Here is a 15843-nt window from a genome sequence, read left to right on the forward strand (position 1 = left end):
TCAATGAAATTATCCCCTGAAAACCGTGGCTGGTTCCAGCGAGTTGATGCGACGAATGGCGAATACCGAACCGCCCAGCGAGATGACCAGCGTGATCACAAAAAGGGCGTATTCAAACCAGGTCGGGAAAAAAAATAGCGTTCCCGACTGCGCAATGCCCAGCCGGAAAGCCTCGGCCAATCCCCGACCAACCACGTAGCCTACGACCGCGAACAGCAGCGCCTGGGTCAGAATCAGGCGGCTGACGTAGCCGTTGGTGGCGCCAATCGCTTTGAGCGTGCCGTAGTCCTTGATGCGGTCGATAGCCGCCGAGTAGAGCGTTAGTCCGATAATGACCAGTCCGGAAATAACCGCAAAACCGATCAGACTGCCGAACGAAGCGGCAATACCGTTGGTGGCCAGCACGGTTTTGACCGTAACCTGCGAAAGGTCGTCGGCATTCCAGGCCCGGACCCCGGTGATGCTCTGGTTAATCTGCTGAATAACCGTTGCCTCCACAACACCGGTTTTGGGTTTGACGAGGTAAAAACTCACTTTGTTGGTCGGAACGTTGGCCAGAAACCGGGCGCGTTCGATGGTTGTGAACGCCAGCAATCCCCCGCCAAACGAGCGCGCGCCCCGCGTCAGACCCGCGTTGTACACCTTTTTTCCGTTGACTTCGAAATAATCGCCCGGTTTGAGTCCGCCGAGGGCTTTGGCGTCGTAGAAATCGGTAATCAGTGCGCCCTCCGGAATCATGTCGGCCGGTTTGGCGGTGTAAAGCCGCCACGGTCCGCCAACAAAAGCCGGGGCTTCGGAACCGATCAGCGAAAAACCGCTTGTGGTGCCGTTGGCAAATTTGGCCCCGGCTCCGGCAATCACCACCGGATAAACCCGCTCCACGCCCGGCAGCGAACCGATTTCGTAGCCTTTCCGAACGTCGAGTTGGCTGAGCTGGTTGGCGTTGGTCGTGGTTTCGTCCGTCACCCAGATGTAGCCCTTGTTGTTGTCGACAATGCTCCGCATGGCGTCGGTCAGGAAGATGAAAATACCGGCCTGCTGCCCCACCAGAAACACCGAAATAACGATTCCCGCCAGTGCACCCAGCGACTTGGCCACATCGTAGCGGATGAATTTGAACGCGATTCTAAACATGGCAAAGGCGGTTTTTACCTTATTGAATGGAAATGAGACACTCGACCCGGGCACCGATGATGACTTTGCCGGGGTCGTCCAGTTGCACGCGAACTTCGCGAACACGCCGGTCTTCGAGGTTAGCGGCATTGTCGGCAAAGAGCGATTTTTTACGGAGGTAGGGCGAAGTCAGCACCACCGTTCCCGTGGTCAGTCGTTCGTTGCTGCCCTGGGGGCGGATGTAGGCCTTCTGGCCCACTTTCACCTTCAGCGCAAACAGTTCGTCAATTTCGGTCAGCGCGATCAGCGGACCCGCCGGGGCAAAATCGCCGATGGACTGGTTGCTGGACAAAAACTGGCCGATTTTAGCGTCCAGACTCAGCAGCGTTCCATCTTCGGGTGCTTTCACGGTTTTCAGACCGGCCACCGTCGACGCATACTGGATGTCCGCCCGGATTTCGCTAATGCGCCCCTGGGCCTCCCGAACCTGGGCTTCCGACGCCCGGATTTGTTGTTGCAGGTTCGTCACTTCATACTTCGAATCGTCCAGATCCTTCTGCGTCAGGGCTTTTCCGGCAAACAGCGTCTGGTTGCGTTGCAGGTCGGCTTCGGCTTTCTGGAGTTGTACGCGCAGCGTCTGCACGTTTTGCCGGGCGGTTTCGATGGCGTCCTGCTGGGTTTTGATTTTGACGCTGGCCTGTCGTAGTTGAGCCGATTCGACAGCGTTATCCATCGTCAGAATCACTTGCCCTTTTTTCACTTCCTCACCGATATTGACGGCAATGCTCTTGACCAGACCACCGGTTTCGGCGGATAACTGGCTAATCCGTTTTGCCGGCTCGATCACCGCAATGCCCAGCACCTCGTCGATGCGCTTCGGCGTCTGCACCGTCCGGACAGAATCCTGCGACGCTGCGTTTTTTTCCTTGCTGCCTCCGCAGGCAGTGAGTCCAACAAGCAGACTAACTAAGTAAACCGGTTTCATAGCCTTATTCGTTAAATTCGTTCACTTCGTTTACTACCCCGTTATCGACTTCCACGATCCGGTGGGCGTATTGTTTCAGGCGGGGATCGTGGGTTACGACGGCCACCGACTTGCCTTCGTCGGCCAGCGCGCGGAGTTCCTGCATGACAATGCCCACCGAATTTTTGTCCAGCGACGCCGTTGGCTCGTCGCACAGCACCAGTCGGGGGTTGGTGACGAGGGCGCGGGCGATGGCGATTCGTTGTTGCTGCCCGCCCGACAGTTGTTTCGGGAGGTTCCGGCGTAGGTCGGTCATGCCCACGGTTTTGAGTGCCTGTTCGGTGCGGGCGCGGGCTTCGGAGCTGTTCACGCCCTGAAGTTTCAGCGGCATGATCACGTTCTCTTCGGCGGTGAGGGGAGCCAGCAGGTTGAAATTCTGGAAAACGAACCCGATGGTATTCAGCCGAAGTCGCGCCAATTCACTCTGATTCAACTTATTGACGTACTTCCCGTCGACCCAAAGGTCGCCGTAGCTGGGATAAATCACACAGCCCAACAGCGAGAGCAAGGTGGTTTTGCCCGAGCCCGACGGCCCGATGATGAGCAACAGTTCGCCCTCGTTCAATGTCAGGGTGGTGGGTTGCAGGGCCACAATGGTTTGATCGCCGGTCTGGTATTCCTTGCCAACATTTTTCAGTTCTGCTATCATCGGTTTTGAAAGGGTATACGCATTCAGTCGTGATACTTTTGTTTGGGAACAAAAACTACGTTTTCGTAATTATACAGCGTATATATTTACAATATTACTACGAAAACATAATTATTGTTTACTGTGTCCGAAAAAATATTTTATTTTCGTAGTTAAACAGGAATGCTTATCCGTTATTTTGTATGAAATCATAATAATATGGACCGGGGAGAACAGCAGCTTGTTGAATTAGTGAATGCCTGGGCCAGGTATAGCGAGGCTACGCCCGATGCGGACGTGGCCGGATTTTGCCTGCATTATTTAACCGAAACCGCCCAGCCCGCGACCCTCAATCAGCACCAGCCGGTGGCTTCGGCCGATGGGTTATACGATGAAAAGTGGGTAGAGAGCCTGACGGGAACCGCCAATCGGTCGCTGACCGAGATCCGGCCGTCGGCACGGCTGGCGGCACTGGTTGGACGGTTGTCAAAATACGCCCATTTCTACTCCAAGAAGGCCATGTTTCCGCTCAACTTCAAAAGCATCGAAGAGCCGGTTTACCTGATTGTGCTGGCGCAAATGGGAACGCCCAAGAAAAGCGAGTTGATTTATGAAATGATGGTGGAGTTTGCTTCCGGAATTGACGTGGTGAACCGGCTGGTGGGCATGGGGTACATTGAGGAATTTCCCGACGAAAATGACCGGCGCTCCAAACGCCTGCGCATCACCGAAGCGGGGCTGACCATTCTTCAGCAGTGCTTTCCGGTCATGAACCGGGTGGCCGACGTTGCCTATAGTTCGTTGACCGAAAGCGAAAAAGCCCTGCTGATCCAGATTCTGGACAAGCTCGACCGGTACCACGCGGAGCATTATCGAGAGAGCAAAAATGCCGGATTCGATGAGGTGTATGACCGCATGGTGCCGTAGTATGATCTTCTGCTAAAATCCTGGTCAAGACCAAGATTTCCGACGAAAAACGTCTGCAACTTTGCCTCGTAAACCAACAACTACGACGAACATGCAAACGCAAACGATTGTAAAACGGGCCGCTCAGGGATTCATTCTGTTCTCGGCTTTGGCCCTCCTCTCGGTCAGTATCATGGCTTTTGCCAACCCCCAATCCGTCATGGATCTGGTTCACGTTCAACTCACCAACACGGACGCCTTCAGCTCGATCCGGGGCGTCTATGGGGGCGTGGGGGCAACGATCGTCATCAGTCTGCTTTATTTGATGGTAACCGATGTCAACAAGGGCCTGGCTTTTCTGTGTCTGCTATGGGGCTTTTACGCACTGTCGCGCACCATCACGGTTTTCGCCGAAGGAGCCCTGGGCGATTTTGGCCGGCAGTGGCTGGTGACCGAATCCGTATTTTTTGTCATTGCGCTGGTGTTGCTGCGGGCCAATTCCCGAACCACGGCGGTTTCGGTCCGGGTGAGCCAACAGTGAAGAAAGGAATTTTAAATGTAAAATGATGAACGCTAAATGTAAAAGTGTTTGGAACACGCCAGCCCACTTTTACATTTAGCGTTCATCATTTGATATGTATCATTCCATTATAATCCTCAGGCCGCTACCGACGCCTTCTCCGGGTTCCATTCCAAAATCGGCCGTACCCGGTATTTCATCAACTCGATGATTTCCTGCTCGTTCTGAAACGCCCCATTGACGTTGACAACGTGTTTGGCCAGTCGATTATACTGCTTACTCAGCAATAAGCCAAAAACCTGTCCATAGTCGAGCCCTTCGAAAATGATGGCTTTGTTGGATGCGTACTGGTCGAGCGTTTTGGTGAAGAACTTGGGATGTTCGCTCCAGTGCATGGACGGGCGGCAGTGGTGGCTAATGTGATAGCCATCGTTCCAGCACATGCGGTTATACTTGATATTGATGCAGGTGATGCTGTTTTTGTAGGCATTCGCCGGATCATCTTTATCGATAAAAGCGTGTTGTGTCCAGTTGCCGATCATGCCAAAAACTCGCGTCATGACAAACGGAAGCAGAAACACCACAATCGTGGCCGGGGCATTCACCCACAGAAGAATCGCGCACATCGTCAGAAAGAGGATTTCACCGCTCATGGCTTTGAAAGCCATTTTCTGGCGGTTTTTCCGCTTCAGATAACCGATCAATGTGATTACGCCCAGAAAGAAAAAGTTAGCCAGATACATCAGAAAGCCCCTGACGCTGTCGCGTTTATAGGTCATCGTACTGCTCAGATCCTCGGGCATGTTGTTCTCGGGATGGTGCATGCCGATGTGGTGACTCTGGTAGGTGTCGGGCGACATTCCGAAGAAAAGCGCCAGAAACGTCGGCATGTAATAGTTCAGAGCACTGTATTCCCGTTTGAACAGCGGACGGTGGGCAGCACAATGCACCATGAGTCCAAATGGGCCTTTATAAATAGCATACGACGCAAAACAGGCAAACGCCAATACGCCCCAAACCCAGCCGGTGATGCCCGGGATGAACAACAAAATACCCAGCGGAACCAGCGTAAACGAGATTTTTAGCGTCAGATAGAGGAACGGCAGATCGCGGCTGTCCCGGATAAAGCGGAGTAAAAAACGGTCGATAGCGGTGGAAGGGGGAGCTACGGAACTAGGGTCCTGAAGGGCAGGCAATCTTCTCATTGGCAAACAAAGTTCGTGATTCGCAAAGTAAGGTAGGCATTTTCAGCCAAAACCAAGCCTTTATCCCAGTATAGTTATCCTGTTACCCCCGTTTCCCGTCGTCGTTCGAAATTTTCTTCTTCTCGCGGTTTTGACCAGCGTTCATTTTTCCGAATCGCCAGTTGACCGACAAACGGATGTTCCGGATGACGTTGTAGTTGGAGCCATCCGAGATGAAAGTGGGCGTGCGGAGCAAGGTCGCGATGGTGTTGTAGCGCCGAAAGGGATTTTCGGCACTGGCGGTGATCGTCACTTTTTGTTTCTTGAATTCCTTCCGGCCCGAAAAACCGTAGTAGTAAAAACCGGATGATTGCCCCTGCAACAATATTCGGCGCGAATTGTAGGAACCGTTGGCCTGGAGGCTGATGTCGTGGGGCAACTGGAGCGAGGTGTTGAGGTTAACCCGGTAACTCCAGTTTTCGTTGGTAATATTCAAGGCGTTGCTGTTCAGAATGTTGTAGTTCAGCCCGAACGACCCGCTGATGTTCCACTGTTTTACCGGACGCGCCGACCCGAACAGGTTCATGCCGTAGGTCGAATTCTGGGCGATGTTCCGGTAAGTGCTGCTCGAAATACCGCTCGTGTCGACCGTCGTGATGCGCTCGATGGCGTTGTTGGTTTGCCGCCCGAAAACCATAGCATTCACGGTTGTCCCGCCTTTGGTAAACGTGCTATACGACAATTCGACCGAATGCGCCAGTTCAGGGTCCAGATACGGGTTGCCGGTCTGGATGTTTTTCGGATCGGAGTAATTGACATATGGGTTCAGATAAAAAATGGACGGTCGCTGAATCCGCTGACTGTAGTTCAGTTTCAGCCGTCGTTCTTCACCAAACCGCTTCGAAATGGTCACGTTCGGCAGGAAATTCTGGTAGCGGTCGGTAAATTTCGTGCTGGTCGAAATAAAATTGGCGTTGATGTTCGTCATTTCCATCCGTCCGCCGAGGCTAAAACCCCACATTTTGCTGGTTCGCATCCGAAACGACGCATATGACGACCAAACCCACTGCTGGTAATCGAACGTATTGGCGCGGGTGGGGTCTTCCCGGTAATTCAACGATCCGTCGGGCGCATTTTCCAGGCGGTAATCGCTGCCCACATCGCGCAGAATGGCCTTGGTTCCGACTTCCAGAATCCGGCGTTTGACGGTGGAGAACGGATGGGTGTAGTCGGTCTGGATCGTGAATTCTTTCTGCTGGTTGTCGTTGTTGTTGCGCTCCCGGTAGTCGATCACTTCGCTTTCGGGCAGCGGAAACTGGTTCAGCGAGTAGTTGCTGTGGTTATTATTCCGGTTATACTGCGCCAGAAAGGTATATTCCTGCTCCGTACTCCGCTTGAACGTTTTCGTGTAGTTGAAATTGACGTCCATGTTGCGGTTGCGGTTTTGGGTATAGTTATACCGCCGGAAATTCTGCGGATCGTCGGAGGTCACCCGCGTATCGCGTGTGGAATTCGTGTTCCGCCCTTCCCCGCCGAAGCTGGCATCGACGCCAATGCGGTTTAGTGAATCGAGGTCATAATCGACGCTCACGGAGCCAAACCCCGACCTGCCTTTGTTTTTGTAGGCATTGATCTGTTCAATCGTGCTGATGACCTGACCATCCAGCAGGTTCTGCCGCATGGTTTCGGAACCGCCGAAATAATTATTGACATTGCCACCGCCATACGAGGTGATACTCAGCTTGTTTTGCTTGAAATTGAAGTTTCCACCGAGGTTGTTCCGGCGGCTGCCGACCGAGGCATTCACCCCGCCCGTCAGGCCCTGCAACTGGTTTTTGGTGATGATGTTGATCACGCCGGCGGTTCCTTCCGCGTCGTATTTAGCCGAAGGAGCCGTGACGACTTCCACCGATTTGATCAGTTCCGCCGGAATCATCTGGAGGGCTTCGCTGATGCTGCGGGCCATGATGCTCGACGGTTTGTTGTTGATCAGCACTTTAATGCTGCTGCTGCCTTTCAACGTAACTGTCCCGTCGGGATCGACCGTCAGCAAAGGCACTTTTTTCAGGACGTCGATGGCCGTGCCACCGCTATTGGTAATGTCTTTATCGGCATTGTAGACCAGCCGGTCGTCCTTGTCTTCCACCAGCGGTTTTTCGGCGGTCACCACCACCTCGTTCAGCGTCCGCGAATCGGTTTGCATCTGCACGACACCCAGCGCCACCTCGGCCCCTTCCGAACCAACCTGGACGGTATTGATGGTTTTATTTTCGTAGCCGATAAAACTGATCACGACCCGATAGACTCCGGCGTCAACGCCACTGATGGTAAACTTGCCGGACTCACTGGTGGTGGTTCCGCCGACAATTTTCTCGGTTTTGGGATTCAGCAGGGCGACCGTGGCAAATTCAACGGGTTTGTTCTGGGCCGCATCCATCACCACCCCCGTAATTTTTGCTTTCAGGCTGGCTTTAATGGTGGTTTGAATCGCTGGTACTGGCGGCATGGAAGCCGGATTTTGAGCACGAACCGAAACAACTATACATAATAATAGCGGGAGTAGGATTTTTTTCATACTTCGGGCAACCACTTCAACCAACGACAAAGGAGATTATAAACAGACAAGAAAATTAATGAGCTAATTTACTGATCTTTTTATAAAAATAATACCAATGTTAGTTACTGGAACTTATCTTAATAAGATTGCCCGGGTTTTGGATTTTAGAACGGTTTTAAATCCTATTGTCTGCCCCTAAATCCACTGAAGCATTTGCCCCCCAGCCCCCTAAAGGGGGAGTTTTCTCGCGCTCCAAGCTCCCCCTTTAGGGGGCTGGGGGGCAAATGCTTCGGGATTTAGGGGCGACTTTCCATCAACCCGGTTTGAATTAGCCAATGGCGGCACCGGCCAAACCATTCCTCAAAAGCCGGTGTTTTCAGATAACCGTGTTCGCCTTTGGTGTAGATGTGAAGATCGGCAAGCACTTTATTTTGCTGAAGGGCTTCGTAGAACAGCAGACTATTCTTGACCGGAACCACCGTATCGTCACTGGCATGGGTGATGAAGGCGGGCGGAGTGGAAGAAGTGACCTGCAACTCATTGGAATACAAGGCTACCTGCTCCGGTTTGGGCGCAGCGCCCAACAGATTCTTGCGCGACCCGGAATGGCCGACCTGATCGGTGAAGGAGATAACCGGGTACACCAAAATCATAAAATCCGGCCGAACACTGACCGCTTCCGGGTTGTCGATCACCTTCTGGTTAAAGTGCGTTCCGGCGGTGGCTGCCAGGTGGCCGCCCGCCGAGAAACCCATGATGCCAATTTTTTTCGGATCGACGCCCCATTCCGCAGCCCGTTGCCGCACGGTTTTGAGGGCTTGCTGCGCGTCCTGCAACGGCCCGACAGACGGGTCGATCATGGTTTTTTCGTTGGGCAGGCGGTATTTCAGCACGAAAGCGGTCACGCCCATTTTGTTGAACGCTTCGGCCACATCGTAGCCTTCGCGTTTCATCACCAGCACGCCGTAGCCCCCGCCCGGACAGATAATTACCGCCGTTCCGTTGGCTTGGCCCTTCGCCGGTTGATAGACCGTCAGCGTAGGCTGAATGACCTGGCTCACCACCTGGTCGGGTCGTTTCACTTCTTTAACGTCCGACGGTTTTGCATTCGGCACCGGGCCGGAATACAACGGCATTTCAGTCTGAGCCAGGGAAAGCAGGGCCGAAAGGCCGCAAAAGCCGCTCAACAGCAGTTTTTTGATCATTTTGTTTAGGGATTAGGAGACCGCTAAAGAGGACTTTCTTACGCCTTTCTCCTTCAGCATCTGACTTATTTGATTCACCAGATCGATCGAAGCGTCGATCTCTGCTTTGCGAATGGCAACGCTTTCGATATTGAAACCAAACGGGATGCCGTGTTCCAGACAGATGGTAGTAAGTGCCAAGGCAATGTCGAGGCAAATTCGTACCGATTTCTCCAGCATATCGTCCGATGCTTTCAGTTCGGCTTTCACGTCGTCCGGTATGTGGATGCCCAACCACTCCATAAAATGCAGGGTTTTGGCCGATCCGCAGGCGGTAATCGTGAAAATGAGAGTCGGTGGGGTGATCCCTTGCCGTTTACAACTGCTGGCCAGATCTTCGATCACCTGCCGGGCATATGCCAGATTGAAGACACATTGTGAAATAAAGTAAGAAACCCCGTGGTTCATTTTATCCAGCACCCTGACTTCTTCATCTTTCAGCACGTGATGCCTTTCAGGGATGGTAACAGCGCCTATAACGGACGTGTCCCGGTGCTTGCTCCAGAGTTGGTAGGCTTCCGGCAGGCTCGTTTTCACCGGAAAATCCGGGGCCGGAATACCGACAAAAACGGGATACAATTGCTGTCTGTGCAGTTCTTCCAGCCAGTCGGACAACTCATCGGCAGAAAATTTGCCGGCTGGCCGATAGATTATTTTAGGGATGCATAAAATGCTCAGATAATTGGCGGCAAAAACCAGCGGGTCCAGCGCATTGATAAAAGGAAAGGGCCTTTCTTCATTCGTCCGCGCCGACTCATCCTGCACATCATAAACCACCAGTGCATCAATATCCAGAACAGAGAGTCGGTCGATTGTTTTTTGGGCAATTTCGGCAATTCGATCAGGAGCGGTACCGACTTTGGGCGGTGTAATGCCATACAGCAGCACCCCTGATTCGCCGGATTTGATTTTTTCTAAAAACATATTGTAACGTAAATAAGGACTTGAGGCTTCGGGGAACATTTATTCCGATACCCAAACCAGTGCGCTGGTATCGTTCAATTTATCCCTTTTTCTAAAGAAAATCCTGCCAAAATATACTTGCCATTCGACTTATCCCGGTATTCCCATAGAGTTTCACTCCCACACCTCCGCCGGAAACGGTTTTTCCAGCAAATACCGGTAAATAAACCGCGCGGTCTCGGCCTGGGCGTGTTTGGCTTTACTGGTTGTGCCAAAACCGTGCCGCGCACCAGGATAAATCATGAATTCAAAATGCTTGTTGAGCGTTTCCAGTTTGTCGACCAACTGGACGGAATTCTGCATGTGAACGTTGTCGTCCATCGTGCCGTGGACAATCCGCAGCGTTCCTTTCAGCCGGTCGGCATATTGCAGCACCGAGCTTACTTTGTAGCCTTCGGGGTTCTCGGCGGGCGTGTCCATGAAACGTTCCGTGTATTCGGTGTCATACAATTGCCAGTCCATGACGCCAAAGTTGGCAATCCCGTGCGTAAAAACGTCGGCACCCCGCGTCAGGGCCAACGCCGTCACATAACCGCCGTAGCTCCCGCCCGTTATGGCGACTTTTTTGGGATCAACCAACCCTTTGTCAACCAGCCACTTCACCGCCGTGCTGTAATCGTCCAGTTCCCATTTTCCCAGATTGCGGTGCATGAAATTCTGCCCGGTTTTGCCAAAATGCCCCGACGCCCGGTGGTCGATGGCGACCTGCAACAAGCCGTCCTGGGCGTACCACTGCGCAGCCGGGGTGTAGCTCCAGCGGTCATAAACCGACCCGGCATTGGGGCCGCCGTAGATGTTGATTAAAACCGGGTAGCGTTTGTTCGGTTCGAAGTTCGTGGGGTATTTGATCGTCATCGGGAGTTGAAAACCGTCGGTGGTCGGCACGCGCACCAGTTCGGTTTTGGCGATGGTAAACTTATCAAAATCAGGACCTTTCGCATCGCCCAGTTCCCGAATTAGCTTGCCGTTCTTGTCGAGCAGTGCCAACTTCGGCGGGGTTTGGAGGTTGGAATAGGTCGTAATGAAGTAGTCTCCGCCGGGCGAAACCTGCACCTGGTGGCTGAATTCCCCGAACGTTAGCCGCTGCAACCCCTTGCCGTCGAGTTTCACTTTGTAGAGATCCGCCCGGGCCGAATTTTCCTTGCGGGCGGTGAAATACACCAGACCGTTTTTCGCATCGACGAGCGAAACGCCCGTCACCGTATAGTTTCCGCTGGTCACCGGATTTTTCAGCTTGCCATCCATCGTGTGCAGGTAGAGGTGCATCCAGCCTGACTCATCGCTCATCCGGATAAAATGCTTGCCGTCGCTCAAAAAATGAACCGTCGTCAGCCAGTCCACCCAGGTTTTCTGGGTCTCGCTCACCAGCTCGGTTTTGCTCCCCGTTGCCGGATCGATAGCCACCAGTTTCAGGTTGTCCTGCCCCCGGTTTTTCCACTGCATCCACAGGGCTTTCGAGTCGGGTGTCCAGAACGGCGTGCCGAAATAATGATCGGCGTTGGCGTCGTAATCCGCCCAGACGGTTTTTCCGGTGGCCACTTCCACCACGCCCATTTTCACCAGCGGGTTCGGATCGCCCGGTTTGGGATATCGCTGGCTTTCCAGATAACCGTGTTGCCCGGTGGCTCCGGCAATGGCAAAAACCGGCACCTTGCCCTCATCAAACCGCATGAACGCCAGGTACTTACTATCTGGCGACCACCAGAAAGCCTTGTGCTGCGTGGCCCGGCCCAGCACTTCTTCCCAGTACAGCCAGGCTGCGTAGCCGTTGTAAACCGTCCCCGAACCATCGGTCGTGAGTTGTTTTTCCTGCCCGGTTTTCAAATCGGTCAGGAAAAGATTTTTGCTGTCTCGGGTGTAGGCCAGCCACTTACCATCGGGCGAACCCGTAAGATTCTGGCCTTTTTGATCCGGAGAAGCAGACAAAGGTGGATAAATCGCCCAGCCACCGGTTTCCTTGTGTTCGCTTTCCTGACCGGTTTTGACATCGACGGCGTAGGTTTTCTCGCCCTTCGTCAGCAGATAATGCGCATCGTCGGCCCAGCCCTTGATGGCAGGCAACGTTTGCAGCGTATTCGTTTTTTCGTTTTTGAATAACTGAGCCGCCGTAAAAGGTTGTTTTTGAGCGTAGGAAGCTCCGTTGAGCAGCAAAAACAACACACTAATCCTGAATTGCATGAAAAACTACTTCGTTTAGGTTGATGAAAGGATGTCGGTTTGGGTCCGACCGGAGAACAAAAGTTACTTTTTTCTCCCATATAACCAACAGCGGCAGATCGGGCTTGGGGATTTTCAAAAAACCGCGTATTATTGCCTCATTGTACAGGAAATGGTGTCTTCCTGCTGAAACCGCCCCGCCCGGGGATGATGGCGCCTATTAGGTTCAAAAGCTTTTTGTATCCCTGATAGGTATTTTGATATGGCATCGTCTCGTTTTCGTCTTTTTCGCCCGCTTACTCCGCTTTTCTGGCAGCAACCGATTCTTTTTTTTCTGGTCAAATGGCTGTTGCTCTCGGCCATCGTTGGCCTGTGCGTCGGCTCGGCATCGGCCCTGTTTCTGGTGTCGCTCGATTGGGTTACCCAGTGGCGGGAACACCACATCTGGATCATTGCGTTTCTGCCCCTCGGCGGTTTTCTGATCGGTTGTCTTTATCACTATTGGGGCAAGGACGTCGAAGCCGGGAATAACCTGCTTCTCGAAACGATCCATCGGCCGGCCCAAATCATTCCGCTGAAAATGGCGCCTTTCGTGCTGATCGGCACCCTCGCCACGCACCTGTTCGGCGGGTCGGCGGGGCGCGAAGGAACAGCCTTGCAAATCGGCGGCTCCCTGGCCGACCAGTTCACCCGCCTGCTGCGGTTGCGTCCGCGCGACCGGCGACTGCTGCTCGTGGCTGGCATTGCGGCCGGTTTCGGCTCGGTTTTCGGAACCCCGCTGGCCGGCGCGGTTTTCGGACTGGAAGTGTTCCTCCTCGGCCGACTGAAATACGATGCTTTATTTACGGCCTTTGCGGCTTCCATTTTTGCGGATCTCACCACCCGGGCCTGGCAGGTTGGGCATACCCACTACCACATTCCGCTGGTACCGGAACTGTCGGCCGGGGCGGTTCTCTGGGCGATGGTCGCCGGAGTGGTTTTTGGAGCCTGTTCGGTGGTTTTCAGTAGTCTGACGCACGCCATCGGCAGTCTATTCAAAAGCAAAGTCGCCTATCCCCCGCTGCGGCCCCTGATTGGCGGGGCATTGGTGGCGCTGGCGGTGTTTGCCCTCGGCACAACGAAATACATCGGACTGGGCATTCCGACCATTCTGGATGCCTTTTTGGTTCAGCTTCCTCCCTACGATTTCGCCCTCAAAATCCTGTTGACGGCCCTGACGCTGGGAGCGGCTTTCAAGGGCGGGGAGGTAACACCCTTGTTTTTCATCGGCGCGACCCTGGGCAATGCACTTTCGTACGTCATTCCACTGCCCACCGGCTTGCTGGCCGGGATGGGATTTGTGGCGGTTTTTGCCGGGGCAGCCAACACGCCCCTGGCCTGCACGCTGATGGCCATTGAGTTGTTCGGGGCCGACTGTGGCGTTTACGTGGCCCTGGCCTGTGTCGTGGCGTATTTCGTCTCCGGCCACCGGGGCATCTACGGTTCTCAGGTGGTGGGGCAGCCCAAACATCTTATTTATGGCCGTCATGAAGGCCGGAACCTGGCCGCGCTCCGGGGCAACCCCAAAAACCGCTTTCCTGAAAAATCCTGATTCCGCTTTTCGCCCTTGATAGATACTGTAAATTGTGGAAAAAGTGATTTATTATATGTCTATACAAGAATTTTTGCGTATACTAGTTGCTCGAAAAGCAATCCATTTTCAATCAAATCCTGAAATTTTATGAAAAAAGTCACCCTATTTATTGCATGTCTATTCGCATCCGCAGCCGCTTTTGCGCAAACCTGGACCGTGGACAAAGCACACGCCAAAGTCGGTTTTACGGTTACTCACCTCCTGGTTTCGGACGTTGATGGGAATTTCAAGACGTTCGATGCCAAAATCACCTCTTCGAAACCCGACTTTACGGATGCGGTTGTTGAACTGACAGCCGACGTAAACAGCATCGATACCGGCAACGAACGCCGTGACGCCGATTTGAAAAGTGATAAATACTTCGATGCGGCCAAATACCCCACCCTGACCTTTAAAAGTAACTCGTTCAAGAAAGTAGAAGGAAAGAAATACAAAGTGACCGGTGATTTGACGATGCATGGTGTGACCAAACCCGTTACGCTGGACGTTACGCTCAATGGCCCCATTCCGCATCCGATGAATAAAAAAGAAATTGCCGGATTCAAGATTGCCGGTGAACTGAAACGCTCGGATTTCGGCATCGGAACCGGCACGCCGGTGGCGGTGGTGAGCGATGAAATTACCATTCGCGCTAACGCCGAATTTGGCAAGCAATAAGCCCGGCGACGCATGCTGAACAGAAAGAAGAAGGACAGGCCCGTCAACGGCTTGTCCTTTTTATTAGCTTTGCGATCTGATTATTCCCCTTGACGAATGAAAAAATTATTCACGGTAACCGCCCTGCTCTTTAGTCTGATGGTCAACGCGCAATCACCCAAAGAAGTCCTCTACGTCGGAACGTATTCGACCCGGGGCAGCGAAGGCATTTATGTGCTGGAATTTGACCGGGCCAACGGCTCGCTGAAACAACTTCAGACGGTTTCGAACGCCAAAAGTCCTTCGTTTCTGGCAATCCATCCAACCGGCAAATTTCTGTATTCGGTCAACGAAGCGGCTCCCAATTCCGGGGGCGTCAGTTCCTACACCATCGAGCCCAAAACCGGCAAGCTGGCGATGATGAACCAGCAGTCGTCGCACGGCCGCGGTCCCTGCCACATCGCCATCGACCAAACCGGCAAGCTGGCTTTTGTGTCGAACTACGGCGGAGGCACCTTCACGGTTCTGCCCATCCAGAACGACGGCACCCTGGCCCCCGCGACCGACACGCTTAAGTACGAAGGCAAAGGTCCCAACGCCCAGCGGCAGGAAAAACCGCACATTCACTCGGCCACGGTTTCACCCAACAACCGCTTTGTGTACGTCTGTGATCTCGGCACCGACAAGGTCTATATTTACGAATTTGACAAGGCAACCGGCAAAGTAAAACCGGCGGCAACGCCCTACGCGACGGTTTCGGCCGGTTCCGGACCGCGTCACATCACGATCCACCCCAACGGAAAATTCCTCTATCTGGTAGAAGAACTGACCTCCAGCGTCGCGACCTTCGCGCTCGACAACAAAACCGGTGCGCTGACGATGATCCAGGACAACGTGAAAACGCTTCCGGACGATTTTACCGACAAAAACACCAGCGCCGACATCCACACGGACCCGAAAGGTAAGTTCCTTTACCACTCCAATCGCGGTTATAACGCGCTGGCGATCCTGTCGATTGCGAACGACGGCAAGGTGACGCTGATCGGTCAGCAGCCCACCGACGGCAAAACGCCCCGCAACTTTCTGGTCGATCCAAAAGGCGAATACGTGTTTGCCGCCAACCAGGATACCGACAATATTGTGGTCTATAAACTGGATTCGAAAACCGGCAAACTGACGCCCACCGGCACGCAGGTGAAAGTCCCCGCCCCGGTTTGTCTGAAGCTGTTTTCGGTGAAATAATTACAGCAGATTTGAGCCAACTGAGGGTTGCTGATC

At 53.3% G+C, this 15843-nt stretch carries 13 protein-coding genes and 1 riboswitch; of the genes, 5 read left to right on the forward strand and 8 right to left on the reverse strand.

Annotation, left to right across the window (positions count from 1 at the left end):
* Nucleotides 1-9: 9 nt before the first annotated feature.
* The 3 genes from DUE52_RS02850 to DUE52_RS02860 are packed head-to-tail and all read right to left on the reverse strand — an operon-like array spanning nucleotide 10 to nucleotide 2786.
* Nucleotides 10-1134 carry an ABC transporter permease gene (locus DUE52_RS02850; protein ID WP_114404434.1) on the reverse strand — a complete coding sequence of 375 codons (1125 nt, stop codon included), beginning with the start codon at nucleotides 1132-1134 and terminating at the stop codon, nucleotides 10-12.
* Nucleotides 1135-1153: 19 nt separating this feature from the next.
* Nucleotides 1154-2098, reverse strand: coding sequence for an HlyD family secretion protein (locus tag DUE52_RS02855; protein WP_114404435.1), 945 nt, complete (start codon nucleotides 2096-2098; stop codon nucleotides 1154-1156).
* Nucleotides 2099-2102: 4 nt separating this feature from the next.
* Complete coding sequence (locus DUE52_RS02860; RefSeq protein ID WP_114404436.1) at nucleotides 2103-2786, reverse strand: ABC transporter ATP-binding protein; 684 nt, start codon at nucleotides 2784-2786, stop codon at nucleotides 2103-2105.
* 198 nt (nucleotides 2787-2984) lie between these two features.
* Between DUE52_RS02860 and DUE52_RS02865 the strand changes: the two genes are divergently transcribed.
* Nucleotides 2985-3692, forward strand: a complete 708-nt coding sequence (locus DUE52_RS02865; RefSeq protein ID WP_114404437.1) for a MarR family winged helix-turn-helix transcriptional regulator — start codon at nucleotides 2985-2987, stop codon at nucleotides 3690-3692.
* Between the two features lie 91 nt (nucleotides 3693-3783).
* A complete protein-coding gene (locus DUE52_RS02870; RefSeq protein ID WP_114404438.1) occupies nucleotides 3784-4212 on the forward strand; it encodes a DUF4345 domain-containing protein in 429 nt (142 codons plus the stop codon).
* Nucleotides 4213-4328: 116 nt separating this feature from the next.
* Here DUE52_RS02870 and DUE52_RS02875 read toward each other — a convergent pair whose 3' ends face one another.
* From DUE52_RS02875 to DUE52_RS02895, 5 genes are all read right to left on the reverse strand, one after another.
* Entirely contained in the window at nucleotides 4329-5396 is a 1068-nt protein-coding gene (locus DUE52_RS02875) for a fatty acid desaturase family protein (protein ID WP_114404439.1), read from the reverse strand.
* Between the two features lie 82 nt (nucleotides 5397-5478).
* Entirely contained in the window at nucleotides 5479-7881 is a 2403-nt protein-coding gene (locus tag DUE52_RS02880) for a TonB-dependent receptor (RefSeq protein ID WP_165840850.1), read from the reverse strand.
* A 347-nt stretch (nucleotides 7882-8228) separates the two neighbouring features.
* Nucleotides 8229-9137 carry an alpha/beta hydrolase gene (locus DUE52_RS02885; protein WP_114404441.1) on the reverse strand — a complete coding sequence of 303 codons (909 nt, stop codon included), beginning with the start codon at nucleotides 9135-9137 and terminating at the stop codon, nucleotides 8229-8231.
* 12 nt (nucleotides 9138-9149) lie between these two features.
* The gene (locus DUE52_RS02890; protein ID WP_229312045.1) at nucleotides 9150-10139 is read right to left on the reverse strand and encodes a methylenetetrahydrofolate reductase; all 990 of its coding nucleotides are present in this window, start codon (nucleotides 10137-10139) and stop codon (nucleotides 9150-9152) included.
* 114 nt (nucleotides 10140-10253) lie between these two features.
* Nucleotides 10254-12317 carry a S9 family peptidase gene (locus DUE52_RS02895; protein WP_114404442.1) on the reverse strand — a complete coding sequence of 688 codons (2064 nt, stop codon included), beginning with the start codon at nucleotides 12315-12317 and terminating at the stop codon, nucleotides 10254-10256.
* Between the two features lie 138 nt (nucleotides 12318-12455).
* A riboswitch (Fluoride riboswitch) is annotated at nucleotides 12456-12523 on the forward strand.
* A gap of 35 nt (nucleotides 12524-12558) precedes the next feature.
* Between DUE52_RS02895 and DUE52_RS02900 the strand changes: the two genes are divergently transcribed.
* From DUE52_RS02900 to DUE52_RS02910, 3 genes are all read left to right on the forward strand, one after another.
* Entirely contained in the window at nucleotides 12559-13887 is a 1329-nt protein-coding gene (locus DUE52_RS02900) for a voltage-gated chloride channel family protein (protein ID WP_114404443.1), read from the forward strand.
* Nucleotides 13888-14016: 129 nt separating this feature from the next.
* Nucleotides 14017-14586 carry a YceI family protein gene (locus DUE52_RS02905; RefSeq protein ID WP_114404444.1) on the forward strand — a complete coding sequence of 190 codons (570 nt, stop codon included), beginning with the start codon at nucleotides 14017-14019 and terminating at the stop codon, nucleotides 14584-14586.
* A 96-nt stretch (nucleotides 14587-14682) separates the two neighbouring features.
* On the forward strand, nucleotides 14683-15807 hold the full coding sequence (locus DUE52_RS02910) for a lactonase family protein (protein WP_114404445.1): 1125 nt from the start codon (nucleotides 14683-14685) through the stop codon (nucleotides 15805-15807).
* Nucleotides 15808-15843 lie beyond the last annotated feature (36 nt).

The organism is Larkinella punicea (assembly GCF_003334855.1).
GTDB classification, from domain to species: domain Bacteria; phylum Bacteroidota; class Bacteroidia; order Cytophagales; family Spirosomataceae; genus Larkinella; species Larkinella punicea.

Excerpts from the sequence above, each read along its gene's own strand:
- DUE52_RS02850 (WP_114404434.1), bottom strand. The coding sequence starts at position 1,134 with ATGTTTAGAATCGCGTTCAAATTCATCCGCTACGATGTGGCCAAGTCG.
- DUE52_RS02855 (WP_114404435.1), bottom strand. The coding sequence starts at position 2,098 with ATGAAACCGGTTTACTTAGTTAGTCTGCTTGTTGGACTCACTGCCTGC.
- DUE52_RS02860 (WP_114404436.1), bottom strand. The coding sequence starts at position 2,786 with ATGATAGCAGAACTGAAAAATGTTGGCAAGGAATACCAGACCGGCGAT.
- DUE52_RS02865 (WP_114404437.1), top strand. The coding sequence starts at position 2,985 with ATGGACCGGGGAGAACAGCAGCTTGTTGAATTAGTGAATGCCTGGGCC.
- DUE52_RS02870 (WP_114404438.1), top strand. The coding sequence starts at position 3,784 with ATGCAAACGCAAACGATTGTAAAACGGGCCGCTCAGGGATTCATTCTG.
- DUE52_RS02875 (WP_114404439.1), bottom strand. The coding sequence starts at position 5,396 with ATGAGAAGATTGCCTGCCCTTCAGGACCCTAGTTCCGTAGCTCCCCCT.
- DUE52_RS02880 (WP_165840850.1), bottom strand. The coding sequence starts at position 7,881 with ATGCCGCCAGTACCAGCGATTCAAACCACCATTAAAGCCAGCCTGAAA.
- DUE52_RS02885 (WP_114404441.1), bottom strand. The coding sequence starts at position 9,137 with ATGATCAAAAAACTGCTGTTGAGCGGCTTTTGCGGCCTTTCGGCCCTG.
- DUE52_RS02890 (WP_229312045.1), bottom strand. The coding sequence starts at position 10,139 with ATGTTCCCCGAAGCCTCAAGTCCTTATTTACGTTACAATATGTTTTTA.
- DUE52_RS02895 (WP_114404442.1), bottom strand. The coding sequence starts at position 12,317 with ATGCAATTCAGGATTAGTGTGTTGTTTTTGCTGCTCAACGGAGCTTCC.
- DUE52_RS02900 (WP_114404443.1), top strand. The coding sequence starts at position 12,559 with ATGGCATCGTCTCGTTTTCGTCTTTTTCGCCCGCTTACTCCGCTTTTC.
- DUE52_RS02905 (WP_114404444.1), top strand. The coding sequence starts at position 14,017 with ATGAAAAAAGTCACCCTATTTATTGCATGTCTATTCGCATCCGCAGCC.
- DUE52_RS02910 (WP_114404445.1), top strand. The coding sequence starts at position 14,683 with ATGAAAAAATTATTCACGGTAACCGCCCTGCTCTTTAGTCTGATGGTC.